The organism is Rhodothermus profundi, from assembly GCF_900142415.1.
In the GTDB taxonomy this organism is placed as follows: domain Bacteria; phylum Bacteroidota; class Rhodothermia; order Rhodothermales; family Rhodothermaceae; genus Rhodothermus; species Rhodothermus profundi.
Genome location: NZ_FRAU01000001.1, coordinates 270,288 through 294,333 on the forward strand (window position 1 = coordinate 270,288; position 24,046 = coordinate 294,333).

A 24,046-nucleotide genomic window follows, 5' to 3' on the forward strand; every position below is an offset into this window, starting at 1 on the left:
AGGTATACTCAGGACTGTTTAGGAGCCTCCGCTTTCTCCTCGGAAGCCGCCGTTAGCGGACGCCCGGCCTGCATCAACACGAGCGAGTCAATCAACTCAATCGACGCCTCTTCCATATCCACTACAATGCGGTCAATTTTCGAAACCGCATAGTTGTAGAAGAACTGCAGAATGATCGCCGTAATCAGACCGAAAACGGTCGTCAGCAGCGCCACCTTGATACCTCCGGCCACCAGGCTGGGCGAGATGTCACCGGCCTGTTCGATGGCATCAAATGCCTGCACCATGCCCACTACCGTGCCAAGGAAACCAAACATTGGAGCCAGTGAGATAAACAGCGACAGCCAGACCAGCCCGCGCTCCAGAAAGCTCATTTCAATGGAGCCGTACGACACAATGGCCTTTTCAACAGCCTCAATTCCTTCGTCAGCCCGCAACAGACCGGCCTGAAATACCGAAGCAACTGGTCCCCGCGTCTTTGCACAAACCTCTTCAGCCGCCTGAATGCCGCCTTCTTCCAGCGCCTTCTTTACCTGTAAGATGAACTTGCGCGTGTTGATATCGGCCAGGTTCAGGGTAATGATTCGCTCAAAAGCAATCGCCAGACCGATAATCAGGGAAACCAAGACCGGCCACATGAAGTCGCCGCCTTCATTGAAGCGCTGGACCAGCACGTTAATGAATCCTTCTTCTCCGGCGACGGCCTGAGGCAGCATCAGCAGCAGGCTCAGCAGTTCCATGGACGGTTTCCTCCTTGGTTCTCGTTTGTACGATTACACCCTCGTTTTGCAAACATTGCCTGCCCCCAACAGGGCCAGCATTGGATGCGAGCCATATTACCGAATTTCTTTCGCAGAGTCAATCCCGAAGCAAACGTAGACGCTCTTTGTAGCGCTGATCCAGCGCAGCAGCCTGCTCCCACAAACGCTGCGCCTCTCTCAGCGTAGTATCTATCGCGTGATACACCGGGTAACGCGCCCGCGGTCCAAACAAGCGCACCGCCAACTGCGCCTTCAGCAGCGTGCGCAGCACCTTCCAGTCGGTCTGCCACCGCTCCTCTGTAAAACGCAACGCCGCCGGCTCATCTCGAGCACCCCCGAACTGAAAACCGTTTTCCTCCAAAAAATTGTAAAAATCCCGCCGCATAGCCGACCCCGGTTGATAAACTTTCACAAAAGTTTCTTCCTGACGCGCCCATCGTTGCCGTAGCTGCGCCCCGTACCGATCAAACCAGCGCCAGATAAAGCGCTGGTCGAGGTTCCGCCGCAGCACGGCCTGCACGAGCGGCGAAAGCGTATCGGGCGGAACCAGATAGTCTGGCAAAATGCCCCCTCCGCCCAAAACAACACGCCCCCCATCGGTGTAGTAGCGAAGCGAATCAGGCACTTCAGCAAGGATCTCCTCAACACTTCGCGTTACATCCTGAGCAGCACGCCGCCAATGGGCTGCATAATAATCCTGGCGGCTTCCCCGATAAGGAGTCTGAATCAGCCGCCCCGAAGGCGTATAGAAGCGCGCGACGGTCAGCCGCAACGCACTGCCATCAGGAAGATAAATCTGTTGCTGCACAAGCCCTTTGCCAAAGGTGCGCCGTCCCACCAGCAAGGCCCGGTCATGATCCTGCAACGCCCCCGCCACAATCTCACTGGCCGAAGCCGTGCGCTCATTGACCAACACGATAAGCGGACCAGTTTCAAACAGCCCACCGGGACGAGCACGCCAGCTTGCTTGATACTCAGGACGTCGTCCTTTCTGACATACAATGAGCTGATCATCCCCCAGCAACTCGTCGGCCACCTGAACGGCCACCTCCAGATACCCTCCACTGTTGTTGCGCAAGTCGAGCACCAATCGCTCCATTCCCTGCTGTCTCAAGCGACGCAACGCCTGCACAACCTCCCGGTGCGTCGTGCGAGCAAACCGATTGATTTTAAGATAGCCGGTTTGCTCGTCAAGCATATAGGCGGCGTCAACTGTATGGAGCGGAATGCGGTCGCGCGTGATTGTAAACTCCAGAGGTTCTGGCACGCCCGGGCGCCGCACCGTTACGCGAACCTGCGTCCCCCGCGGCCCCTTAAGCGTGCGCTGCACCTGTTCATGCGTAAAGCCTATCGCGCTGGCGTCATTAATGGCCACAATCCGATCTCCGGCCAATAATCCCGCTTGATCACTGGGACCTCCCGGAATCACGCTCTGGACGGCTATGGTATCCTGGCCGTCTGGCCCAGGCAGTAACTCATACGTGATACCGATCCCTTCAAAGGATCCGTCGAAGCTCTCCTGCATGCGGCGCATCTCGGCCGCCGAAAGGTAGACAGAGTGCGGATCCAGTCGCGAAAGCATTCCTCTGATGGCACGCTCTGTCAATCGAGCGGAATCGACAGGGTCCACGTAGCGTTGCTGCACGATCAGAAAGACTTCCTGCAACTTATGGAACGCACGACGGGCCGGATTGCTTGAAAAGACCGCCCCCATCTGAAACCCCAGCGCCACTCCCCCCAGTAGCAGCGCCAGACCATAGGGCAGAAACCGACGCATAGATTTGCCGTAGCGCCCGGGAAGTTTTTGAACACAGATGATCTTACCCCACCTTCGGAGCTGAGGATCCGGTTTTTCTTTTCTCAAACACAACCGTAATTTGTGCGCACAAGCGTTGTGTACCTATGGAAAACCACGAAGTAGCTCGCCTGCTCCGTGAAACGGCACGGCTGCTGGAACTGCGCGGTGAAAATCCGTTTCGCATTCGGGCGTATGAGCAGGCTGCCGAAGCGATTGAACAACTGGAAGATTCGGTTGCCGAACGAGTGCGCCGGGGCACCCTCACCGAGATTCCCGGCATCGGCCGAGGCCTGGCCGCTCAGATTCAGGAACTGGTTGAACGAGGCTCCTCGGAAGTTTTGGAGCGTCTTCGACAGGAATTGCCCCCGGGCCTCCTGGAGCTTCTGACCCTGAAAGGTCTTGGTCCCCAACGCGTACGGCAACTCTGGCAGCTACTGGGCATTACCTCGCTCGATGAGCTGGAAGCGGCCTTACGCGAGGGGCGGCTCAATCAACTCAAAGGCTTCGGGCCTCGCCTGCGCGAACGGCTGTTACGCGAACTGACCCTGCGCCGCCACTATCGCACCCTGCGGCTGCTGGCGCAGGTGTCTCCCATCGCTGATGAGCTCCTGACGCGCCTGCGCCAGCACCCAGGCGTGCAACGCGCTGAACAAGCTGGCGCGATCCGACGCCTGCATGAAGTAGTGGACTGTATCGAACTGGTAGTAGCCGGCCCTCTGGAAGCGGTGCAGCAGGTCTTTGCCCTTCCGCATCAACGGACCGGACCGCACGGCGAAACGCTCCTGGAAGGCACGCTGCCAGACGGATTCCCTATCCGCTTGATTCTAACTACTCCGGATGCTTTTGGCACCACCCTCTGGTGGTATACTGGTTCAGCGGCCCACTGCCAGGCATTTGTGCAAGCGTATGGCCCACCCACCCCATGTTCCGAGGAAACAGCTGTCTATGAGCAAGCTGGCCTGCCATTTATTCCGCCCGAACTGCGTGAAAACCAGGGCGAACTGGAGGCGGCTGCACACAACGCCCTGCCTTCCTTAATCACCCAGCGCGACCTCCAGGGTGTGCTCCATAACCACTCCACGTACAGCGATGGTCGCCACACCCTCCGGGAAATGGCCGAAGCCGCCTACCATCGAGGCTATCATTACTTTGGCATTGGAGACCACAGCCAGTCGCTTACCATTGCCCGTGGTCTCTCCATTACTGAAGTGCATCGCCAGCAACAAGAAATTCGCGCGTTAAATGAAGCACTGGCGGCGCGCAACTTCCGCATTCTCAGCGGCACCGAATGCGACATTTTGCCCGACGGAACGCTGGACTATCCCGACGAGGTATTGGCAGGCTTCGATTATGTGGTAGCTAGCGTGCATACCCGGCTGGACATGGACGAAAAAACGGCCACCGAACGTATCCTGCGCGCCCTGCGCAATCCGCACGTCACCATACTGGGACACCCGACCGGCCGCCTGCTCCTTCGGCGAGAAGGCTACCCCCTGGACTGGTCCCGTATAATTGATGCCTGCGCCACGTACCAGGTAGCTATTGAACTCAACGCCAACCCCCAGCGGCTTGATATCGACTGGCGGCGCATTCGTATGGCCACTGCGGCCGGTGTCCCCATCGTAATCAACCCGGACGCCCATGCCATCGAAGAACTGGACTATGTGCGATGGGGCGTTGCTATGGCCCGCAAGGGCTGGTTGACGCCCGATGCCTGCCTGAACACGCGCGAACTGGACGAGCTGATCGCCTGGTTCCAACAACGTCGTCCCCGCACCTGATATGAAGCGCTTGCTACTGCTAACTGCGCTGGTGCTGCTTGTCTTTGTCAGCTACCGGTATTTCTTCGCCGGGGTACGGAAGCAGACGTTTCAGCGTGCGGTAGCCGGTCTTCAAACACCAGTTACGATTCAGGAACTCCCCGACCATCTAATCACCATCCAGGCAGCGACCTTGAAGGACGCGCTGGCGGCGCTGGGATATGTTCATGGCCGCTGGCATAGCTGGCCTCTGTTACTCTGGCGCCAGGCAGCGCTGGGGCGCCAGGCGGAATGGTTCGGCCCCCCGCTGGTTCCTCTCGACAGCCTGATACATGCGCTGCTGCTTCCTCACCAGGCCCAGCGCGCTTATGAGCGGCTGTCGCGCAACGCGCAAGCTTATCTCAAAGCCTATGCTCATGGCTTACAGACTGCGTTGCAAGAACGAGCGGTTCGCCTGCGCGACGAACTGGTATTGCTGGGGATCACCGCGGAGCCCTGGCTGCCCTGGCATAGCCTGGCCATTGAACGATTAATGGCGCTCTTAATGCTACCAGACGCCCTTAAAACTGCGCTGCCTGTACTTTCAGCCCTTCAATCCTGGCTCCACTTGCACGGCTTTCAACACAGCATGGCCTGGACACGCCTCCTGCCCGACAGTTCCTTGCAGCTTACCATGCGTTACGTCTATGGCGACTTAGCGCTTCCTTTTTTTCAAGAAGTTCTGATCGCTTTGCCGCATGATACCCTCCGCCTTGTAACCATCCCAGGCACCTTAATTTTTTTAGCCGGACAAACCCGCCACCAGGCCTGGTATCTACTGCCTACCGCCCGTCCGGCTACCCTGGAGGTTCAAGCGCGAACTGCTCTGGCGCTACGGTCCGTCCTTGCTCGCTTTCGGCTGCCCGGCGGTGACGAACGGCTGCTGCATCGCCAACTGGACGGCGACGCTCTGGTCATTACGGAACTTGCCCCCGACACCGTACGCCTGCTCCGATGGACCGGACTCACTCCTGTTACCGATCTGCCCGCCTGGCTGGCGCTGCTCTCCGACACGACAGCGTCCTTTCACCTTTTTGCAGGCCACGGTCTATTGCTGACCGCAAACGGCCAGTGGCACCTCCTGGGGCAACCTTCTGTTGTTGAATCCCTTACCGATGGCATTCTGATCGGTCAGACCGACTGGCATCGCTGGATCGCTCAACGCCTCCGCACTCTGCCCCCGCACCCGACACCTCTGAATGATACCGTCAGCCTCTGGGCGCAGCAGCAATTAGCTACCCTTCTTCCTGTCCTTGATACCATGACCTTTACCGATACGCTGACCCGAGAAGCCTATACGCTGCTGCGTAACTGGAACGCTTCCTACGATGCAGCCAGCATTGGGGCTACCATCTTTGACTACTGGCTGCATCAATATCAGCAACAAACCGGTACCCTGCCATCTTCCAGAGCATTTTCTGCTACCTCTGCCCAGCGCCTGCACACCGCCTTCCGCAAAGCAGTTGATATGCTGGCGCTGCGCCTGGGTCCCGATCTCAATCTTTGGCGCTGGGAGCGTGCGCACCCCCGGCATCTAGCCTTTCCTGCCTGGTCGCATTTGCCTCACCTGCCTGCGGCTTCCCGCTACGCACCACTCCAGCTTCCTGGCGAAGGACACCCCTCCACGATACAATGGGGCGTCTCTTCACTCCTGCAGGAACTACCAGCTCCGGCGCACTGGGAAGGATGGATGCGCTTCCCTCAACCGACCGCTTTTTATGTGCGGCGTCTCTGGCCCAGGGTGAACCGATTCCTGGCGCGCTACCAGCTCTCCACCCAACCATCCACTTCCGCTCTCCAACTTGCACCTCCGCTGCGCACGTTTCACCTCCGGCCCCGCAAAGCCCACCCCCTCAGGTAGCGACCGTCTCCAGCGCAAAACCTATGGTTTGCAACTGTAACCGCATGGCTATCGGCAGGGGAAGTGCACGCAATCCAAAAAAGCGACGGGCTTCATCCAGCGACACACCTTTCTGCGCGCGCAGGCGCAGCGCCGGCAATTGCTCCCGAAACTCCAGATAAGCCACCGGCACACCCGGCGGAGAAGGCCGATGCCGCACCACAAATAGCGGGAGCTCCGTCACCAGACAGAGCGGATCTCCCCCCAGACTCCGCGTGAACTCCATAGAGCTCATCCGAAAATGCGCTGCCGTATCCGGATCCCCCTGCGCCAGAAAGAACGTGCGCATGGCTTCGCCCTCGGGCGTGGTCATAAAACCAGGTCCCAGGTAGAAAAAGCCTTTCTCGCCTTTGCGGTTGTGATCATGCAGCTCAAGACCTGCTGCGCGCGCTGCTTCAGCAAAAGCCTGCTGCAACGTCTCCGTGCGAAACGACCAGTGCCGTTCGATAAGCAAAAGGGCACCTTCCGCAAAGCCCATGCTATGCAGGTTGATGTAAAGGCTAAAGGGAGCATGAGCGCGCAGAAAATCGGCAATAGCTCGGTTTTCGGACCGCAGATCCGGATAGCCAAACTCTAAATCACGGCCTGGCAGCTCGCGCACCACGCCGGCCAGATAGGCCTCAAGCGATGGCCATCGCTCCGTCCAGCACCGGTTGCGCGCCTCGCCATCTGGATTGATATGGGGCAGGATCACGAAACGAAACCGCTCCAGCAACGACTGCAAGCGCTCTGCCTGTCGCAATCCTTCGATCACCAGCCAGCGCAACGTCTCCGGCCCCACGGGTTCGTCTGCATGCGCTCCCGCCAACAACAGCACCGTTTGTTGCCCTCGCCCCATCACAATGGCGTCCAGCGGCCTTCCTTCTTCGCTGCGTCCAATTTCGTAGAAGGTAGCCAGACCCTTGCTGGACTGGCAGGCCGATTTAAGGGCCGCCCGCACCATCTCCTGCGTCCGAAATACCGGCGTAGCTTCATCAGGAATAAGCGTCGCTAATTGATCAGCCCAACTTGCCATGGCCATACGCTACGGCTCTTGCTCTACCTTTTTCTCCAGTCCTGAGAAGCGCTCTACTAATTTGCGTGCTTCCGGAGCACGGGCTACGACAACGTCCCATGCAGCCGGCAACACGTCGGCTACCGATGCGTAGAGGGGAGATGCACGACGCGCATCCGGACTGGGCAGGTCAAACGTGCGCAACACCAGAAACAGCAGACTCAACAGCAGCACGGCCTTTACTCCTCCCACCAGCGCTCCCAGTAAACGATTGAGCACGGACAGCTTGATCGCCCCCAGCAACGCCTCTGTCGCCTGCATGGCCAGCCATACGCCCACCTGCACCGCCAGAAACACCAGCATAAAGCCAATCAGCGGCCCCACGCGCGGCGAAAGCCCCAGACTGTCTGCCACCAGCCGACCTACAGGCTCCATGGCCGAAATACCGACGACAACAGCCAGCACAAATCCCACAATGCTTGCCATCTGACGCACCCCACCCGTTGCGAACCCCCGCACCATGCCCCAACCAATCAGCGCCAGAATGAACCAGTCCAGTGTGGTCAGTCCCATCATGAAGCAGCCTCACGCTGAGTCAACAGTTCACGCGCCAGCTCACTGACGCGACGGCCATCAGCCTGGCCGCGCATGCGCGCCATGGCCTCCTTCATCACCCGTCCCAGGTCGCGCACCGAACGTGCGGCTACGGCGTCAATGATCTCCGCCAGCATCTCGCGAATTTCGTCGTCGCTGAGCTGGCGCGGGAGATATTCTTCGATGATCTTCAACTCCTCTGCCTCTTTTTGCACCAGATCGTCCCGGCCAGCCGCCCGAAACTGTTCAATGGCTTCTCGACGGCGTTTCGCTTCTTTCTGAAGCACAGCCAGCTCCTGCTCGGGCGTCAGCGTAGCCTTCCCCCCTTTACGTTCGGCAATCTCTCGCTCCATCAGAGCAGCGCGCAATGCTCGGATTGTGCGCAGGCGCGCTTCATCGCGCGCTCGCATAGCGGCTTTCAGATCTTCGGTCAGGCGTTCTTTCAACGACATGGCTTGTCTCCGTGTATGCAAAGCGTTTGATTTAAAATTACACACTGGCCATTCCTTTTGGGCGACTTCTATTGAAAGATCAGCCGAAAAGCTACGACAGCCAATCCTAGCTGAGCTACCCCCAACGCGATCCCAGCTCGAAGGTCAAGTGTGCGAATACGCGGGCGTAACGCCGGATCTCCTGTCTCTTCATAACGCGCATAGAGCCGGTCTGCCTGAAATTTATAGTGCACCGAAATGGCGGTAGCCGTTACGGCCAGGCCCAGAGCGGCGTACGTGATCCAATGTCGCTGCTTCACAGCCGGCTCCCATGGCTGGACATCTGCACGGATATCCTGGAGAGGACGCAAGTATATGCGGTGGCGATTCCACACCTGCTGACCAGGCCATAGGGTAGCCTGCGCATAGCCCGACCGGATCAGGTAAAGCGTGTCGCGTAGTGGCGCATCGAAAGCACCCAGAAAGGGCGTCTGCCCTATCAACTGCTGGCGTTCAGGGGCTCCGAGAAAAATATCCGCCCCCGAGGGTATCGACTCGATTCGGTAATGGTAGCGAAAGAATACGGCGATTCGAAGGGTATCGGTGGCAGTATCTGGGATCGAAACCAGACGGGCTGGAATGCTCCAGACGTCGCTCTCAGGGGGCGTCAGCCGCAGCGTACGCGCACCGGCAGGCCACCAGAAAACGCGCTGGCTGGCCGTGCCCAGTGCCACCGAATCGGCATAGACGCGAGCTACCGGCCAGTTTGTGTCGAGCACGACAACGGGCTGCGACTGTCCGGCCATTGCCAATCCTAAAGAAAGGATCAGGCTAAGGATGCGTAGCCACGTCATGGTTCGCGCGCAGTAAGTATACGTGCCGGGGACGAGCCAGCACGACCAGTCCAAAAGCTGATGTCTCCAGTGCCAGGATCCCTCCCTGCAAATTAGTTTCCCAGCGCAACTGTCCAGTAGTTAGCTCCAGGGCTACCAGACGGTTGCGCAGGTCGCCCACGTAGAGCACGCCGGCAGCGGTATCGGCCACAGGAGTTGCCGCAATGGCGGCACGTCCGCTCCAGGACCAACGCAATGTGCCCGTGGTGCGCTCCAGCGCGCGCACCATGCCGTCTCCACCGGCTACGTAGACCATCTGTCCGGCTACCACCGGCGCCGTAAAACGCACGGTCGTATCGGGCAACGCGTAGGTCCATACAACCGCGCCCGATGCTGCCTGCAGGGCCACCAACCGCCCACGCGTGGTCGATATAAACACATGATGTCCATCCGTTATCAGGTCAGCATAAACGGGCCAGAGCTGGCGCCGCCAGCGTGGCCTACCGGTTTGCATTTCCAGGGCTACGACACGCCCCCGTTTATCAGCTACCACGAGCCAATCACCAACTGCTACAGGACGCGCTCGCACGCCTTCCAGTCTGGTCGTGCTAGGCTCTTGCAGCCAGTGCTCCCGTCCGTTCTGTAGATGGAGCGCATACACCCTTCCCCACCGTTCTGCTACATATACGACCGAATCGGTCAGCACCAGTCCGGCCTCGACCCCTTCACCCATGCGGCGCCAGACAACCCGGCGCCGGTATAGATCGTAGGCTACTATTGAAGCGTCGTCCAGCGCTACAGGCACCAGGAGCAGGGCTCCCCTGCGCGCCGGTTTTCCTGACACATCTCGCCCCAGATCAAGCATGCCGCGCCGACGGCCTTCCGGCAGTTCAAACGCGCGCACCTCGCCTTTACGGTTGGTAACCAACAAGATGCGCCCCGCCACCAGCGCCTGCGCTGGCGCAGCCTCGATGTCGCGCCGCCAATGCACCATAAGGGGAGGGACTGCTACCCACCGATCCTCAGCGGGCAGCATCAGGGCTCCGGGGGGCACCTGCAAGGAGCGGCAGCCGCCCAGTATAAGCAGCCCGCCCAACCCTGGCAGTAGCCGTCTTAAAAATCCCATCCGAAGAAAAACTGGCGAAACGCACGCTCGCGCTTTCGGAATCCGTCGCGATACCGATAGCCCATATCGTAGCGCAGCACCAACCCGCCGAACAGATTCAACCGGAAGCCCACTCCTATAGCCCCGAGCGTCTCCCCTGTGTAAAGTTGCGGCTCCCGGCGATCGTAGCGGTCGTTCCACACGTGGGCCGCATCGAAAAACAACGCGCCCCGTAGATTAACAATGCCGAAGGGCGCCAGCAACGGAATGTAGAACGACGGGGCTTCCAGAATTGGAAAACGCAGCTCATGTGATGTAAACCAGAGCTTGCGGCCGCGCACATCAAACAGAGGAAAGCCGCGCAGGTCCCAGCTTCCTCCCAGAAACCACAGCCGAGCTTCGCGCCCTTCGTTGAAGCGAAGCAGTCCCCAGGATGCCAGGGTAACGCTGCGGGTCAGTCGCAGATAATGACGTACGTCCAGGCTCAGCGTGTAGTAGCTAACGTTAGCGTAACGGAGGTCTGTCGTGTAGCCCAGCGTCAGATTGGCCCGCCAGCCTTCCACAGGGCCATTCGCACCGTAGAGAGCGTCGTCGTGCACCAAGGCCAATGCGTTTGACAGCAGCAGCGCTTGCCGTTGAATTCCCCGCAAGGCTACGCGTTTATCACTCCAGGCCAGCGCTGTGCTTAATTCGATGCGTCGGAAGGTCGAAATCGGATAACTCAGGGCCCCATACGCACCCACCAGCTCTTCCCAGAGCAATGGATATTCGGCGGGCGCGTCTGGGTCGGTCAGATCAAAGCGCAGCCCGGCAAAGCGATAGAGGCCATAGCCGACGTCCGTGCGACGGTGGAGCTGCACACGGGAAACCGCCACATTTAACCCTTTGAGCAACGCCCCACTGCCCCTTCCGGTATGAAAGATAGTGACGTACCAGCGGTCATCGCCCAATAGATCTGAAAAGGCCAGAGCAGCACCTCCGGCTGTGCCCCAGAGTGCACTCTGGCTAATGCTGATACCCCCGTAGGCCAGGTCCAGGCTATAGCGGCGACGGTAGGGCTTTCGGCGCGCGCCGTTTTCAGCGGAAAGGTATCCCGGCTTCCAGGCGGGCTGACTGCCGAGCAGCATTACGGTTGTTTGCCGATAGGGACGAGCCAGCCGATCTGCTACCTTTGGTATTTGCCGGATCGTGAACCGGTAATGTTCGAACGCGCTGAAAAGCAGCGTGCCCTCGGGTGTCCAGACCGGATCGAAAGCGGCCGTGGCCAGGTTTGTCAGTTGATAGAGACGGCGCACCGGTGGATGAGCTGGATTCAGCGCTGCGTGAGGATGTGTCGTTGCCACCGGTCGATCAGGCAGACCTGGCGTCACCTCCACGGCCCAGATATTCCGCGGCCCAAAGCGACCGTTGTCTTCCCTGACCGTGCTGGCAAACACGACATAATGTCCATCCGGACTCCACCGCGGCTCTCGGTCGCGTCGCCATCCGTCAGTAAGCTGGCGAATCTGCCCTGTATCAAAGTCATAAAGAAAGAGATTCATGCCGTAGCGGTCGCCCCAGGCAGTACGGTCTGAGGCAAAGACCAGGTAACGGCCATCCGGACTCCAGGCCGGATCCCGGTCATCATAGAGATCACGCGTGAGCCGTTCGAGCTGACCGGTTGCTAGCTCCAGCACATAGAGATCAATCCATCCTCCCTCATCAATGGCGCTGAACGCCAGGCGAGTGCCGTCTGGATTCCATGTGGGACTGTAGAGAGCTACCAGGTGAGGCAGCCGGTAGGTAGTTACCAATTTTTCCCGCTCCAGGTCGTACAGGTGCAGCACGTCTTCCCCTCCGCTGCGCGTGGTAAAAGCCAGCACGCCCTTGGCTGACACGTCCATGCGGTCTTCGAGCAGGCTTATCGACTCGAAACGTTCGCTTCGGCCTATGCGAATCAGCAGCTTCGGGTCTCCACTGGGTCGATAGGCCGCGTCAACCGGAACGGCGTACAGATGGGTGTAGGCGCCTTCGTTGCCCAGATAGTAGACCCATCGCTGCCCGTTACGGCGTCGATAAACAACGGGTTTTGTGCTGAATCCCGTTGCTACAATCGCTTCAGAATCCAGGGAAGGCAGCGTCTGGCTCGGCAATGCCGACAGATAGCGGCGCTTCAACCAGCGTTCCCATCGATCCGAGATGGCATAGAAATCCTCACCCAGTACATGCTCCAGTACACGCCGAAAGTCGCGGTCTATCCAGAACTGCTCGATGAGCTCCAGTAGCTTTTCTTCACCATATGTTTCAGCCACAAAATGGCAGAACGCCTCTCCTTCTTTGTACATAAGAAAGGTGCCATAGATGCGATACATGTTTTCCAGGGGCACCAGGTAATTGGCATAAAGTGCATCGCGCAAGATCATTTCATGTTGATCGTCCGGTGGCCCCGACCAGTATTCAGCCAGTCCTTCCGTAAACCAGAGGGGCAGGTAACGATCGGGCGGAATCCGATGATCTCGAAGTGCCTGCAACGCGCGATGGAATGTAAATACATGAACGAGTTCATGCCAGATTACACGTCGGAAGCGATACAGATTGCCACTAGCTGGAATGACAACGCGCCCTTTGATCAGTTCAAAAAAACCGCCCACCCCTTCTGGAATAAAGCCTGGCGTTGTGTTGGTCTGCTGGAAATGGTAGGGCGCCGCATAGAAGATAATGGGCGTGCGCTTCGGCAATGCATAGTTAAAACGCTGCTGGAGCGCGCGATAAGCTTCTTCCGCGAAGTATGCGCCATGCTCAGCCAGCGTCTGCATTTCAGGGTAGTAGTAGATGTCAAAGTGCTCGGTTTCTAAGACGTGCCAGTCGAAACGCTCATACTGAATTTTGTTTTTGCCGAAATGCGCCTCATAGAACTGCGCCCGTGCTACCGGCGCCATCAGCATCCACAGCCCCAGCAAAAGGGCACGCATCGCACAGAATGGCGGATAAGGTTACCGAAACCGTATTCACCGTCTATTCACAGGCTACGCCAACCCGAAGCGCCCGTTCCACCCTGAAGGTCTGCTTTTGAAAGGCGAAAACGCCAGTATTCAGATGTTTCAAATGCCTCTTCTCACCTCCTTAGTATTAGCAGGACCTGGCGGTCCTGTTTAAGGATGGCATGTTGCTCCCCAGATCGAAAAAAGTTGCGGATTCCCTTATAGGGAGTTGTTGCAAAGCAACTGAAGGGACCTTTACCAGGTCAGCGAACTGCCGGGTAGCAAGCGTCTTTGCGGGAAGCACTTCATCCCCTCCCAGCGAGGACGCAAAGCGGCAGATATTACGTGCACATTGGACAGTAGCCCCAACGTTTGAGTACAAAACCCATGTAACCGATGGTGCCGCATTGCTGCTCAGGAACAGCAATCGCGGGCGGTCCAAGATTCCTGCCTTAAGCTGGCTGTTGCGCTTTGTCTTCGTCCCAGACGATCCGGGCAAAGCGCCGTTTGCCCACTTTTAACACAAAGGGAGCACGTTGCGCCAGATCAATCACCAACTGCTCGTCCGTCACGCGTTTACCATCAATCGATACAGCGTTCTGACGGATTAACCGTCGGGCTTCACTTTTAGACGAAGCCAGACCAGCCTGCACAATCAGGCCAGGTAGCGTAATGCGCGTGCCCTCGTCCGGCGTAGGTCGGAACGGAGGCAGGTCTTCAGGCGCTTCGCCCCGGATGATCGTCCGCTCGAAGTGTGCCCGGGCCCGGTCAGCAGCCTGCGCTCCGTGGTACATGCGCACGATGGTCCAGGCCAGTTCATGCTTGGCATTGCGCGGGTCACGCGCGGCAAATTCCTTTTTAGCCGGCAATTCTTCGGTTGGGACATCCGTGGCCAGCTCAAAATAGCGATAGATTAAGTGATCCGGGATCGAGAGCACCTTGCCATACATTTCTTCAGGCGGTTCGGTAATCCCGATGTAGTTGCCCAGCGATTTGGACATCTTCTCGACCCCGTCGGTCCCTTCCAGAATGGGCATGAGCAGGCATACCTGAGGTTCCTGCCCGTAGGCCTGCTGGATGTCGCGCCCCACCAGCAGGTTAAAGCGCTGGTCTGTCCCTCCTAGCTCAATATCCGCCTGAATTTCCACTGAATCCATGGCCTGCGCCAGCGGGTACAGAAACTCATGGATACCAATGGGCTCTCCGGCTCGGTAGCGCTGTTCAAAGTCGTCGCGTTCCAGCATGCGCGCCACAGTATACCTGGCCGCCAGTTCGATGACCTCCCGAAACGTCATCGTACCGAGCCATTCTGAGTTATAGCGGATGATGGTGCGATCTGGATCAAGGATTTTAGAGGCCTGTTCGAAATAGGTGCGGCCGTTGGCGCGCGTTTCCTCAAGCGTGAGGGCCGGACGCGTTTTGGAGCGCCCCGTCGGGTCGCCAATCATGGCCGTAAAGTCCCCGATGATCAGCACAGCTTGATGGCCCAGATCCTGGAACTGCCGGAGTTTGCGCAGCACGACGGCGTGTCCCAGGTGCAGATCGGGCCGGCTGGGATCACATCCCAGCTTTACCACGAGCGGCTTCCCTGTGCGATAGGAGCGCTCTAGTTTTTGCACAAGTTCCTCCTCGGGAATGATTTCAACGGCTCCGCGGCGAATTTGCCGGAGCTGCTCTTCCACAGGTGGAAACGGCGGCATAGGACGTTCGGCGTTTTATCCACGGCGGCTTTTGAGCACCCGTTCCAGACGACGCCGGGCTTCGCGTTCGGCAATATCTGCGCGGCGGTCATAGAGTTTCTTTCCGCGCGCCAGTCCAATTTCCACTTTAGCCCGGCCGTTTTTGAAATAGATTTTTAGCGGAATGATTGTGTAGCCTTTTCGCTGTGCGGCCTGCCCCCAGCGTTCGATTTCACGTTTGTGCATGAGGAGCTTACGGGGGCGAAGAGGATCATGATTGTCGTGGGGCCCTGTGTTGCGGTACGGCGAGATGTGGCAGTTTAGCAGGTACATCTCACCGCGCTCAACCGTGCAGTACGCATCTTGCAGATTCACCCGCCCTTCCCGGAGCGACTTGACCTCGGTTCCTTTCAGCACCAGGCCTGCTTCCAGTGTATCTTCAATATGATACTCGTGGCGGGCTTTTCGGTTGGTTGCAACAATCTTGATGTTGTCCGCCATGCCGGGAATGGGTCGGGTTCAGAGCAAGGGTACTTCGTCTTCGTCCTCTTCCTCGTCTTCTTCATCTTCCGGGATAGTATACAGCGGCAAATCCGGGACTTCGTCAGTAATCTGAAAATAGAAGAGGTATTCCCGGAATTCTGTCAGGCTGGCCATAACCAGATCATCAAACCGGAGGCGCAGGTTTTCCAGAAAATAGGCATGCAGTTCTGGACTCATTTCACGGGTGTGGGTCCACACCTCCCGTTGCGCTTCGGCTGCTCGTGCCAGTCGGCGCAGGGTTTTGACCAGCACCGGGTTGCCCTCGCCCTTGCGCACCGCAAACAGGCCCCAGACCATTGGATAGTTGGCCAGTTCGTACCATTCCTGGCCCAGGTCGAGCGTCAACGTGCCGGTTTGCAGGGTAGGTACGTCGTTGCCGATAAGCAAGCAGGCGTCCTCGTCACCGCTCAGCAGTTCATCCCGCGTAGCGCCTTCGTAGGCCACAGGCTGCGGCGTCTGGCCATAGTGCTCCTGAAGCACCACCTGCGCGACAAACGCCTCCTGCGCATAGCGAGGATCTAGCGCCAGCGAGCCGACCTGCGTAAAGCCCTGACGCAACACAATGCGCGCATACGGATGTTTCCAGGAAGAAAGGGCAACGGCGGGCAATGCGTCAACCTCCTCGTTGTGCAACAGCACGTCGAGCGTAGGGACCAGCGCCACATCGACATCTCCTCCCAGCAGGCGTTCCAGCGCCTCAGGTGCCGCGCACCGCTCCACTTCGAGCGGTACCGGCAACTGCACGGTACCTGCTGTCAGTCCCGAAACAAAAAATTCAGCAGGCAAGGTATCCCAGATAGCCAAACGCACCATAGCGTTCCCCTCCTCCGTGAAACGTTTTATTTCCATGCCAACAAAAACCGCCGGCCCGGAGCTCCGGTCGGCGGTCTGGCATGCCTAGTTGCGTACGTGTTAAACGCCCGCTGAGAGGCCGGGCTCCATCGTTTTACCCCTGCCCTTCTTCAGGGGCAACGTAGCGTTTCTCCTTAATGCGGGCCGACTTTCCGGAGCGCTGGCGCAAGTAATAGAGCTTCGCGCGACGCACATGCCCCCGGCGCAGCACCTCGATCTTGGCGATCTTAGGTGAGTAGAGCGGGAAGATACGCTCCACGCCCACCCCGTTAGAAACCTTCCGCACCGTGAAGGTCTTTCGAGCGCCACTCCCTCGGATCGAGATAACCACGCCTTTGAACTGCTGAATGCGCTCCTTATCTCCCTCCACTACCCGCACATGCACGTTGACGGTATCGCCGGGCCCAAACTCCGGGATATCCTCCCGAAGTTGGGTGGCCTCAACCAGACGAATCAACGCATCCGACATAACAAATCCTCCGTTTTATTCGTCGTGGGTCATTGACGATTCAGTCTGCGCAAGCAAATCCGGGCGCCGCTGACGCGTCTTCAACAAGCGTTGTTCCTCGCGCCAGGCAGCGATTCGTTCATGATCGCCTGAGCGCAACACCTCAGGCACCGCCATGCCACGAAAAACGGCGGGCCGCGTGTAGACGGGTGCGTCTAGCAATCCATCCTGGAAGGAGTCGGTGAGCGCCGATTCGGCATCACCCAGCACGCCTGGAATCAGGCGCACAATAGCGTCCACCACAACCAACGCCGGCAACTCTCCTCCACTCAACACATAATCCCCGATGGACAACTCCATCGTTACCAGAGCATCGCGCACCCGCTGATCTACCCCTTTGTAGTGGCCTGCCAGCAGCACCAGGTGCTGGCAGAGGGACAACCGATTGGCCAGCTCCTGATTGAATACCTGGCCATCTGGCGTCAGATAGATGACCTCATCAATCGGACGCCCTGCGCGGCGCGCTTCTTCCTGGATCGCTTCAATGCAACGGAAGATGGGCTCGGGCTTGAGCACCATGCCTCCGCCGCCTCCATAGGGATAGTCATCTATCTGCCGATGCCGGTCCGTGGTATAGTCGCGCAGGTCATGAACGCGAATGTCTACCTGTCCGCGCTCACGCGCCCGCCGGATAATGCTGTATTCCAGCGGTCCCCGGACCAGATCGGGAAACGCCGTCACAATGTCAATGCGCACGGTTCTACCCGATGGTTTGCCTTCCCCTCAATCCAACAGCCCTTCGATTGGGCGTATAACGAGCCGTCGGCCTTCAAGGTCCAGCTCTCGCACAAAGACGTCAACATCCGGCACCATTGCATGAGGACGTCCCGGACGACCCACCACATAGATCAAGTGGGCGGGCATTTCCAGCACTTCGACTACGGTCCCGACAAGCTCCCCCGCCTCGGTCTCTACCCGTAACCCCACCAGATCGTGCAGGAAGAATTCACCTTCGGCCAGCGGGGGCAGGTCGGACTGCCGGGCATATACCCGAAGGCCCCGGAGCGCCTGGGCCGCATCTCGGTCCGTGATTTCTTCTACCTGCAACAGCACGATCAGGCCTCGCCGCGTAGGCTGGTACTGCACGCGCCGCAGGCGCACCGGTCGGACCGACTCCGGTGATCGTCCTACGTAGATAGTCTCCAACGCTTCAAAGCGCCTGGGATCGTCCGTTTCGGGGACTACCTTGAAGGCCCCCCGGACCCCGTGCGCTCGGGCTACATAGCCCATCAATAGCAGCTCGTCCGGATCGACCCTCTGCATGGCGTTCCCCTGCACCGACGATCATCGAACGCGCGCCTTCAGGAGGCCTTCTCCTCCTGGTCGTCAGCCTCCGCCGAAGCTTCTGGCTCAGACGCTACGGCTGCTTCTCCCCCTTCAGGGGTCGCTGTCTCTGCGGCGGCCTCAGGTGCTTCTGTTTCGGCGTCGGCAGCCGCTTCAGCGGCTTCCTCCTGCGCCTTGCGCTCGGCCTCCTCGCGGGCTTTTGCTTCCGCTTCAGCCTGCTTCCGGGCCAGTTCAGCCTCTAGCTCAGCAACGCGCCGCCGCTCTTCTTCCAGCGCGGCCTGCTTTAGCTGGGCTACGGTCGGCTTTGCTTTTTTGCGCAGCTTTTCGTACTGGCGCGCGCGGTGCTCGGCTACCGCCTGCTGGATCTCTTCCTCCGACTTTCCCTTGCGGCGCAGATGCAACGCCAGCAGGATCCCCTCACGCCGCAAGATGCTGCGCACCGTTTCGGTTGGCTGCGCGCCCCGTTCCAGCCAGTAGAGCACCCGGTCAGCCTTCAGCTCGACCGTAGCCGGTTCGTGCAGCGGATAATAGCGTCCAAGATCTTCAATGAAACGTCCATCTCGTGGCGCCCGTGCATCAGCCGCCACAATGGCAAAAATCGGAAGGTTTCTCCGACCCAGTCGACGCAAACGTATTCTGACCGCCATAGGCCGTAATCGCTCCTTGGTTCGTTCAGTGAGGTTATCGCAAAACGGTGGTTACAGTCTTCCACTCAGCAGTTGACGCAAATCGACCGCCCGGCCTTTGCCCATCAGTTTAGACATCGACTTCATCATTTTCCGCATTTCCTTGAACTGCCGAAGCAACTGATTGACATCACTCACCTCCATCCCACTTCCCCGGGCGATCCGGCGACGCCGGCTCGCGTCAATAATGTCTGGATTGCGACGCTCCTCCGGCGTCATGGACAGAATCATTGCCTCAATATGTTTAAACGCATCGTCATCCACATCCAGGTCTTTGATATAACGCCCCATCCCCGGAATCATCCCGATGAGCTCGCGCAGCGAGCCCATCTTCTTAATGCGCTGCAACTGCTCGTAGAAGTCTTCCAGGTTAAAGTCGGCCGAGCGCAGCTTGCGACGCAATTTCTCAGCCTGGCGGGCGTCGTACTGCTCCTGAGCCCGTTCGACCAGCGAAACCACATCACCCATGCCCAGGATGCGCTGGGCCATGCGATCTGGATAAAAGGGCGTCAGCGCATCCAATTTCTCACCGGTGGAGGCAAACTTGATCGGTTTATTGACCACTGAACGGATGGAAAGGGCTGCCCCCCCTCGCGTGTCACCGTCCAGTTTGGTCAGCACGACCCCGTCGAAATCCAGGCGTTCGTTAAACGCCTTGGCCGTGTTGACGGCATCCTGCCCTGTCATGCTATCTACCACAAAGAGGATCTCGTGGGGCCGCACGGCCTCTTTGATCTGTTCCACCTCCCGCATCATCGCCTCGTCGATGTGCAGGCGGCCAGCCGTGTCAATGATCACAATGTCGCGCGCGGTGCGACGCGCCTCCTGCACGGCCTCACGCGCCACCCGCACGGCATCCTGCACTACCCGCCCATCCTCTTCAATTGAGTAAGCGGGCACGTTGATTGATGCCGCCAGCGTCTTGAGCTGGTCAACTGCTGCAGGCCGATACACATCAGCTGCTGCCAGCAGCGGCGCCCGGCCTTTCTTTTTGAAGAAAAGCGCCAGCTTGGCGCAGAACGTAGTCTTCCCGGATCCCTGAAGTCCAGCCACCAGAATCACGGTGGGCGGATTGGGGCTCAGGTTGATGTCGACCTGTTCCGAGCCCAACAGCCGCACCAGCTCGTCATAGACAATCTTGACAAGCTGCTGCCCTGGCGAAACCGACGTCAGCACCTTGGTCCCGAGCGCCTTTTCTTTAACCCGCTCGGTGAACTCCCGCGCTACCTGGTAATTGACGTCCGCCTCGAGCAGGGCCCGCCGGATCTCGCGCATTGTTCCGGCAATATTCAGCTCCGTGATGCGTCCCTGCCCCGAGAGGGACTTGAGGGCAGCTTCTAATTTTTCCGTAAGACTTTCGAACATAGCCTGTCTCGCCTACTTACAGAAGCGAGAAGATAGCGTTTTCACGTTCGAAATACAACGCGTAAACGTTACGCAGGATCACCTGATCATGCCCCAAACCAACCGCCTCTGGTTATTCCGTCGGATTTTCACGGGTGCGCAGCAAGTCGAGCGTCTCCACAGCATGTCGCAAATGCGGAATCACAATAGATCCTCCCACGATCAGCGCCACATTCATGGCGTCAAATAGTTCTTCATCCGAAAAGCCTAACCGTACGCAGTTAATCAGGTGATAGTCGATGCAATCATTGCAGCGCAACACCATAGAGGCCACCAGCCCGAGCAGTTCTTTGGTCTTGCGATCCAGGGCGCCGTCGCAATAGGCTGTTTCATCCAGATGAAAGAACCGTTTAATGCCCAGATGGTCGGCTGCTAAAATGCGCTGGTTCATACGAGCGCGATAGGACTCAAAGGCAGCCAGCCGATCACAGCTAGTCGTATCTTTTGCTTTTTCCATATGTTAATCGTTTTTTATGTTTAACGACCATGCAGCGCGCCTGACTATGTCGCTGGACACCTTACCGGTTCAGATTAAAGAAACACTCCGGAAGCAGTTTCGGGAATTTCGGGCCAGCCTGAGCCGCGAAGCCCATCAAAAGCGAAGCCGGGCTATCGTACGGCAACTTCAGGCGCTGCCGGAGCTCCAACAAGCTCGTTCCGTATTGCTTTACTGGCCGCTGCTGGAGCGACGCGAAATTGACCTGCGACCGCTGGCCGAGTGGCTTCGCCGGCGCAACGTGCAGGTAGCGCTACCTGTTGTTGCCGGCACCCATCCCCCCGTGCTTGAGGCTCGACGCTTCGACGATCCCAGCCAGCTTGTAGATGGACCCTGGGGCCTGCAAGAACCCCGCATGGCCCCTCTCGTTCCCCCGGAAACGCTTGACGTCGTCCTGGTACCCGCTCTGGGTGTGGGACGCAATGGATACCGCATTGGCTATGGCAAGGGCTATTATGATACATTTCTCCGCCATCTGACGGCCCGCACCATCTGCCCGGTTTACATGGAGTGCCTGGTCGACGTGGTACCGCCCGAACCACACGATGTACCGGTACAGGTAGTGGTAACGGAACAGGAGGTGATTCGCCGGTCGTAACTTATCATGAAGCTATGCGTAAGGCGCAAAGAAGGGAGTTCCTCAGCACCTAACAATACCCCATATGGCCACCCGTACCCGCACGCAATCGCTACGGCTGGAATCAGAAGAAGCGGACGCCCTCGAGCTGGAGCAGCTTTCTGATGCCGAACTGGAGCAACTGCTATTTGGAGAAGAAGGGAGTACTTCTCGCCGCGATTCGGTATGGAACCTGCCCACAGTTGCGGGCCTGGCGTTTCTGCTCGTCGGCGTCGTATACGTGCTGCAACAGATAGGCCTCTGGGAAGGGGTGGACCTGAGTACTCTGGTAGGCTTTCTGCCCTGGGTAGCCGCGCTGCTGATCATCTTGCTGGGGCTGGGCGTGCTCTCCTGGCGGCCACGCCGTCGCACCCACCGCCGCAAAAAAGCGAAACCCAGGGCCCAGACCCAGAAGTCCCTGGACGAAGTGTTCGAGCAGCCCCGAAAAGCCTTTGAAGAGCTGTTTGAAGAGCTACGGACTACCTTCTCTTCATCGAAGGGTGCTTCGACGACAACGAAAGGGGCGAAATCACCTCCTCCGGCCAGCCGCACCAAACGTCTGGTCAAGTCACGCGATCGCATGCTGGCTGGCGTTTGCGGAGGCATCGCAGAATACTTTGGATGGGATCCTACGCTAATTCGAGCGCTCTTTGTGCTGGGAGCCATCTTTTCCAGTGGCTTTCCTTTTATTATCGTTTACCTGATCCTGGCCTGGATCATGCCGGAACCCAGCCAACTTGAAAAATCAGAGGACGACGAGCCACGAATCACGATTTTGCCCGAATGAGCTGGCGCGCTTGAAACCTTCAGAGGGGCTGTGGCGTGTACGGTCATGCTTCGGGTAACCACGCTAATCCACGGAAGCTTCAAGGAGGACGGGTTGCCCGGAAGTTTGCAGTAGTTATAGTTTGCACAGTGTCTAGCGGTCCGGTAGTTCAGTTGGTTAGAACGCCGGCCTGTCACGCCGGAGGTCGCGGGTTCGAGTCCCGTCCGGACCGCCACTTCATTTAAGTGACTCGCCTGAGAAAGCTGCCTAGTAGGTGGCTTTTTTGTTATTGTTTCGCGGACGTCTCGCTTTGCTTCGTGCGGGTCCCCTGGCCTGTCGGAAACTGTCGTTGCCCAAACAGCTCCCAAGGGGCACGCCTTCATTCGTGAGCAGGATCAGTTTGCAACCCGACCGAACGGGGTTTGCGCAGCGCCCTTCCGGGTCGCAGTCCGGTTATCTGCCCGTTGAGCAGCACAGCCTGACCATTTACGAACACATGGACCACCCCGTCCGCGTACTGATGCGGTCGCTCATAGGTCGCTCGATCCTGAACGCGGGCCAGGTCAAGCACAACCACGTCGGCATAGGCCCCTACCCGCAGCACGCCCCGATCCTGGAGTCCTAATCGCCAGGCCGGTAGTCCGCTCATCTTGTAGATCGCCTCCTCCGGCGTGAGCAGTTGCTGCTCCCGAACGTAGCGCGCCAGCACCCGGGCAAATGCACCGTAGTTGCGCGGATGGGGCACGCCAACGCCCGGATCGGGAATGCCCCCATCTGAACAGATCATGGTTCGTGGATGCTGCAAGATACGCACAACATCCTCCTCGTGCATCACATGAAAGATTCCCTGACAACCGCCCCGCTCCTGGATCTCTAAAACCAGCTCAGCCGCTTCCTCAAAGGTCACCGGACGTCCCTGCTCTTGCAGCACGTGCGCGAGACTTTTTCCGTTGAGCGTCGTGTCCCATCGACAGAAAGCCAGCACTACACGGCGCGGATCCCCACCACCAAGGTCATCCATAAGATTCTGGATCACGGCCTCCCGGATACGTCGGCGCGTCGCTGCATCCTGTAGCCGTGCCAGCACATCGGCCGAGTCGCCAGCCAGTGCCCATTCAGGCAACAATACCCCGATCTGCGTGCTCCCTGCTGTATAGGGATACTGATCCATACTCACATCCACCCCCTGCCGCAGGGCAGCATCCACGCGCGCCAGAAATGCCGTGCTTTTCCCCCACATGCGACGCCCGCTAACTTTGGCATGAGTGATCTGCACGGGCAGGCCACCCTCTCGACCGATGCGAAATGTTTCTTCCAGACTTTCCAGCACACGCAGTCCTTCATCTCGCATATGCGGAATGTAGATCCCACCATATCGCGCCGCTACCCGAGCCAACGCAATGACCTCCTCAGTGGCTGCATAGGCACCCGGAACATACCGCAGACCGGCCGAAAGTCCCCAGGCCCCCGCTTCCATCGCTTGTGCTACCAGCGCCTTCATTTGCTCCAGCTCCTCAGGCGTGGGAGCTCGATTGGCATTGCCCATTACCGCCCGTCGCACACTGTTGTGTCCCACAAAAAGCCCCACGTTCACAGCTGCCGGTAGAACGTCGTACCGTGCCAGGAATACCTCAACAGGCAGCGGCGAAAAACCATCTGCTCCCCCCAGCACAGTGGTTACCCCTTGCCGGATGTAATTTTCCGCCAGCGGCTGCCGAAATACCCCGCTTCGCTCTGGTTGACTAGCAACCGCATGGCTATGGATATCAATAAACCCCGGCGCAACGGCCAATCCCCGCACATCAAGCCGAAGTGCTGCCCGGGCCTGTCGCAGATCACCGATCGCAGCGATGCGATCTCCCTGCAAGCCAACATCCGCAACAAACGGCGGCTGCCCTGTGCCGTCGTACACCTGTCCTCCCTCCAGAATGACCGAATAGATCGTTTCCTGAGCAACCGCCTGCGAGATAAGTAACCACACCAATCCGCTGTACCATACCAAACGGGTCATTATTCACAGGCGTTTAGTTAACCAGG

The 24,046-nt window shown here is 58.5% G+C and carries 22 protein-coding genes and 1 tRNA gene; 5 read left to right on the plus strand and 18 right to left on the minus strand.

Annotated features, from left to right (window positions below; genetic code table 11):
- Window positions 1-8 precede the first annotated feature (8 nt).
- Together BUA15_RS01145 and BUA15_RS01150 are read right to left on the minus strand one after the other, a co-directional pair.
- On the minus strand, window positions 9-740 hold the full coding sequence (locus BUA15_RS01145; RefSeq protein WP_072714069.1) for a MotA/TolQ/ExbB proton channel family protein: 732 nt from the start codon (window positions 738-740) through the stop codon (window positions 9-11).
- A 118-nt stretch (window positions 741-858) separates the two neighbouring features.
- Window positions 859-2,538 (minus strand): S41 family peptidase, encoded by a 1,680-nt coding sequence (locus BUA15_RS01150; RefSeq protein WP_072714070.1) that lies wholly within the window; start codon window positions 2,536-2,538, stop codon window positions 859-861.
- A gap of 125 nt (window positions 2,539-2,663) precedes the next feature.
- Between BUA15_RS01150 and polX the strand changes: the two genes are divergently transcribed.
- Window positions 2,664-4,340 (plus strand): DNA polymerase/3'-5' exonuclease PolX, encoded by a 1,677-nt coding sequence (polX, locus tag BUA15_RS01155; protein WP_072714071.1) that lies wholly within the window; start codon window positions 2,664-2,666, stop codon window positions 4,338-4,340.
- A gap of 1 nt (window position 4,341) precedes the next feature.
- A complete protein-coding gene (locus BUA15_RS01160; RefSeq protein ID WP_072714072.1) occupies window positions 4,342-6,219 on the plus strand; it encodes a penicillin acylase family protein in 1,878 nt (625 codons plus the stop codon).
- On the opposite strand, the gene BUA15_RS01165 is transcribed toward BUA15_RS01160, so the two are convergent.
- The 15 genes from BUA15_RS01165 to BUA15_RS01235 form a co-directional block, all read right to left on the minus strand.
- Entirely contained in the window at window positions 6,212-7,273 is a 1,062-nt protein-coding gene (locus BUA15_RS01165; RefSeq protein ID WP_245771872.1) for a M14 family zinc carboxypeptidase, read from the minus strand. The genes BUA15_RS01160 and BUA15_RS01165 overlap by 8 nt on opposite strands.
- 9 nt (window positions 7,274-7,282) lie before the next feature.
- Window positions 7,283-7,828, minus strand: a complete 546-nt coding sequence (locus tag BUA15_RS01170; protein WP_072714074.1) for a CvpA family protein — start codon at window positions 7,826-7,828, stop codon at window positions 7,283-7,285.
- Window positions 7,825-8,298, minus strand: a complete 474-nt coding sequence (locus BUA15_RS01175; RefSeq protein ID WP_072714075.1) for a GatB/YqeY domain-containing protein — start codon at window positions 8,296-8,298, stop codon at window positions 7,825-7,827. Before BUA15_RS01175 ends, BUA15_RS01170 begins: the two co-directional genes overlap by 4 nt.
- A 68-nt stretch (window positions 8,299-8,366) precedes the next feature.
- Window positions 8,367-9,131: a hypothetical protein gene (locus BUA15_RS01180; protein ID WP_072714076.1), complete on the minus strand. Its 765-nt coding sequence runs from the start codon at window positions 9,129-9,131 to the stop codon at window positions 8,367-8,369.
- Window positions 9,109-10,164 (minus strand): outer membrane protein assembly factor BamB family protein, encoded by a 1,056-nt coding sequence (locus tag BUA15_RS01185; RefSeq protein WP_245771903.1) that lies wholly within the window; start codon window positions 10,162-10,164, stop codon window positions 9,109-9,111. Before BUA15_RS01185 ends, BUA15_RS01180 begins: the two co-directional genes overlap by 23 nt.
- Before the next feature lie 59 nt (window positions 10,165-10,223).
- The gene (locus BUA15_RS01190; RefSeq protein WP_072714080.1) at window positions 10,224-13,166 is read right to left on the minus strand and encodes a peptidase MA family metallohydrolase; all 2,943 of its coding nucleotides are present in this window, start codon (window positions 13,164-13,166) and stop codon (window positions 10,224-10,226) included.
- 461 nt (window positions 13,167-13,627) lie between these two features.
- A complete protein-coding gene (gene tyrS, locus BUA15_RS01195; RefSeq protein ID WP_072714082.1) occupies window positions 13,628-14,875 on the minus strand; it encodes a tyrosine--tRNA ligase in 1,248 nt (415 codons plus the stop codon).
- A gap of 15 nt (window positions 14,876-14,890) precedes the next feature.
- The gene (smpB, locus tag BUA15_RS01200; RefSeq protein WP_072714084.1) at window positions 14,891-15,355 is read right to left on the minus strand and encodes an SsrA-binding protein SmpB; all 465 of its coding nucleotides are present in this window, start codon (window positions 15,353-15,355) and stop codon (window positions 14,891-14,893) included.
- 18 nt (window positions 15,356-15,373) lie between these two features.
- Window positions 15,374-16,210 (minus strand): MqnA/MqnD/SBP family protein, encoded by an 837-nt coding sequence (locus BUA15_RS01205; protein ID WP_072714085.1) that lies wholly within the window; start codon window positions 16,208-16,210, stop codon window positions 15,374-15,376.
- Between the two features lie 133 nt (window positions 16,211-16,343).
- Window positions 16,344-16,718, minus strand: coding sequence for a 50S ribosomal protein L19 (rplS, locus tag BUA15_RS01210; RefSeq protein WP_072714086.1), 375 nt, complete (start codon window positions 16,716-16,718; stop codon window positions 16,344-16,346).
- Between the two features lie 15 nt (window positions 16,719-16,733).
- Complete coding sequence (gene trmD, locus BUA15_RS01215; RefSeq protein ID WP_072714087.1) at window positions 16,734-17,453, minus strand: tRNA (guanosine(37)-N1)-methyltransferase TrmD; 720 nt, start codon at window positions 17,451-17,453, stop codon at window positions 16,734-16,736.
- 27 nt (window positions 17,454-17,480) lie between these two features.
- Window positions 17,481-18,020, minus strand: a complete 540-nt coding sequence (gene rimM / locus BUA15_RS01220) for a ribosome maturation factor RimM (RefSeq protein ID WP_072714088.1) — start codon at window positions 18,018-18,020, stop codon at window positions 17,481-17,483.
- Window positions 18,021-18,058: 38 nt separating this feature from the next.
- Window positions 18,059-18,688: a 30S ribosomal protein S16 gene (rpsP, locus tag BUA15_RS14045; protein ID WP_072714089.1), complete on the minus strand. Its 630-nt coding sequence runs from the start codon at window positions 18,686-18,688 to the stop codon at window positions 18,059-18,061.
- A gap of 51 nt (window positions 18,689-18,739) precedes the next feature.
- Window positions 18,740-20,092 carry a signal recognition particle protein gene (gene ffh / locus BUA15_RS01230; protein WP_072714090.1) on the minus strand — a complete coding sequence of 451 codons (1,353 nt, stop codon included), beginning with the start codon at window positions 20,090-20,092 and terminating at the stop codon, window positions 18,740-18,742.
- Between the two features lie 112 nt (window positions 20,093-20,204).
- A complete protein-coding gene (locus BUA15_RS01235) occupies window positions 20,205-20,588 on the minus strand; it encodes a carboxymuconolactone decarboxylase family protein (protein ID WP_072714091.1) in 384 nt (127 codons plus the stop codon).
- A gap of 16 nt (window positions 20,589-20,604) precedes the next feature.
- On the opposite strand from BUA15_RS01235, the gene BUA15_RS01240 reads away from it, so the two are divergent.
- The 3 genes from BUA15_RS01240 to BUA15_RS01250 all read left to right on the plus strand — a co-directional run bounded on the left by BUA15_RS01240 (window position 20,605) and on the right by BUA15_RS01250 (window position 22,244).
- Window positions 20,605-21,225: a 5-formyltetrahydrofolate cyclo-ligase gene (locus BUA15_RS01240; RefSeq protein ID WP_245771873.1), complete on the plus strand. Its 621-nt coding sequence runs from the start codon at window positions 20,605-20,607 to the stop codon at window positions 21,223-21,225.
- Window positions 21,226-21,289: 64 nt separating this feature from the next.
- A complete protein-coding gene (locus BUA15_RS01245) occupies window positions 21,290-22,030 on the plus strand; it encodes a PspC domain-containing protein (RefSeq protein WP_072714092.1) in 741 nt (246 codons plus the stop codon).
- Window positions 22,031-22,167: 137 nt separating this feature from the next.
- Window positions 22,168-22,244 (plus strand) — tRNA-Asp (locus BUA15_RS01250).
- Window positions 22,245-22,388: 144 nt separating this feature from the next.
- Here BUA15_RS01250 and BUA15_RS01255 read toward each other — a convergent pair.
- Window positions 22,389-24,020, minus strand: a complete 1,632-nt coding sequence (locus BUA15_RS01255) for an N-acyl-D-amino-acid deacylase family protein (RefSeq protein ID WP_072714093.1) — start codon at window positions 24,018-24,020, stop codon at window positions 22,389-22,391.
- Between the last annotated feature and the right edge of the window lie 26 nt (window positions 24,021-24,046).

What these genes read in the sequence shown, in the direction of transcription:
- BUA15_RS01145 (WP_072714069.1), bottom strand. Translation starts at nt 740, where the DNA reads ATGGAACTGCTGAGCCTGCTGCTGATGCTGCCTCAGGCCGTCGCCGGA.
- BUA15_RS01150 (WP_072714070.1), bottom strand. Translation starts at nt 2,538, where the DNA reads ATGCGTCGGTTTCTGCCCTATGGTCTGGCGCTGCTACTGGGGGGAGTG.
- polX (WP_072714071.1), top strand. Translation starts at nt 2,664, where the DNA reads ATGGAAAACCACGAAGTAGCTCGCCTGCTCCGTGAAACGGCACGGCTG.
- BUA15_RS01160 (WP_072714072.1), top strand. Translation starts at nt 4,342, where the DNA reads ATGAAGCGCTTGCTACTGCTAACTGCGCTGGTGCTGCTTGTCTTTGTC.
- BUA15_RS01165 (WP_245771872.1), bottom strand. Translation starts at nt 7,273, where the DNA reads ATGGCAAGTTGGGCTGATCAATTAGCGACGCTTATTCCTGATGAAGCT.
- BUA15_RS01170 (WP_072714074.1), bottom strand. Translation starts at nt 7,828, where the DNA reads ATGATGGGACTGACCACACTGGACTGGTTCATTCTGGCGCTGATTGGT.
- BUA15_RS01175 (WP_072714075.1), bottom strand. Translation starts at nt 8,298, where the DNA reads ATGTCGTTGAAAGAACGCCTGACCGAAGATCTGAAAGCCGCTATGCGA.
- BUA15_RS01180 (WP_072714076.1), bottom strand. Translation starts at nt 9,131, where the DNA reads ATGACGTGGCTACGCATCCTTAGCCTGATCCTTTCTTTAGGATTGGCA.
- BUA15_RS01190 (WP_072714080.1), bottom strand. Translation starts at nt 13,166, where the DNA reads ATGCGTGCCCTTTTGCTGGGGCTGTGGATGCTGATGGCGCCGGTAGCA.
- tyrS (WP_072714082.1), bottom strand. Translation starts at nt 14,875, where the DNA reads ATGCCGCCGTTTCCACCTGTGGAAGAGCAGCTCCGGCAAATTCGCCGC.
- smpB (WP_072714084.1), bottom strand. Translation starts at nt 15,355, where the DNA reads ATGGCGGACAACATCAAGATTGTTGCAACCAACCGAAAAGCCCGCCAC.
- BUA15_RS01205 (WP_072714085.1), bottom strand. Translation starts at nt 16,210, where the DNA reads ATGGTGCGTTTGGCTATCTGGGATACCTTGCCTGCTGAATTTTTTGTT.
- rplS (WP_072714086.1), bottom strand. Translation starts at nt 16,718, where the DNA reads ATGTCGGATGCGTTGATTCGTCTGGTTGAGGCCACCCAACTTCGGGAG.
- rimM (WP_072714088.1), bottom strand. Translation starts at nt 18,020, where the DNA reads ATGCAGAGGGTCGATCCGGACGAGCTGCTATTGATGGGCTATGTAGCC.
- rpsP (WP_072714089.1), bottom strand. Translation starts at nt 18,688, where the DNA reads ATGGCGGTCAGAATACGTTTGCGTCGACTGGGTCGGAGAAACCTTCCG.
- ffh (WP_072714090.1), bottom strand. Translation starts at nt 20,092, where the DNA reads ATGTTCGAAAGTCTTACGGAAAAATTAGAAGCTGCCCTCAAGTCCCTC.
- BUA15_RS01235 (WP_072714091.1), bottom strand. Translation starts at nt 20,588, where the DNA reads ATGGAAAAAGCAAAAGATACGACTAGCTGTGATCGGCTGGCTGCCTTT.
- BUA15_RS01240 (WP_245771873.1), top strand. Translation starts at nt 20,605, where the DNA reads ATGTTTAACGACCATGCAGCGCGCCTGACTATGTCGCTGGACACCTTA.
- BUA15_RS01245 (WP_072714092.1), top strand. Translation starts at nt 21,290, where the DNA reads ATGGCCACCCGTACCCGCACGCAATCGCTACGGCTGGAATCAGAAGAA.
- BUA15_RS01255 (WP_072714093.1), bottom strand. Translation starts at nt 24,020, where the DNA reads ATGACCCGTTTGGTATGGTACAGCGGATTGGTGTGGTTACTTATCTCG.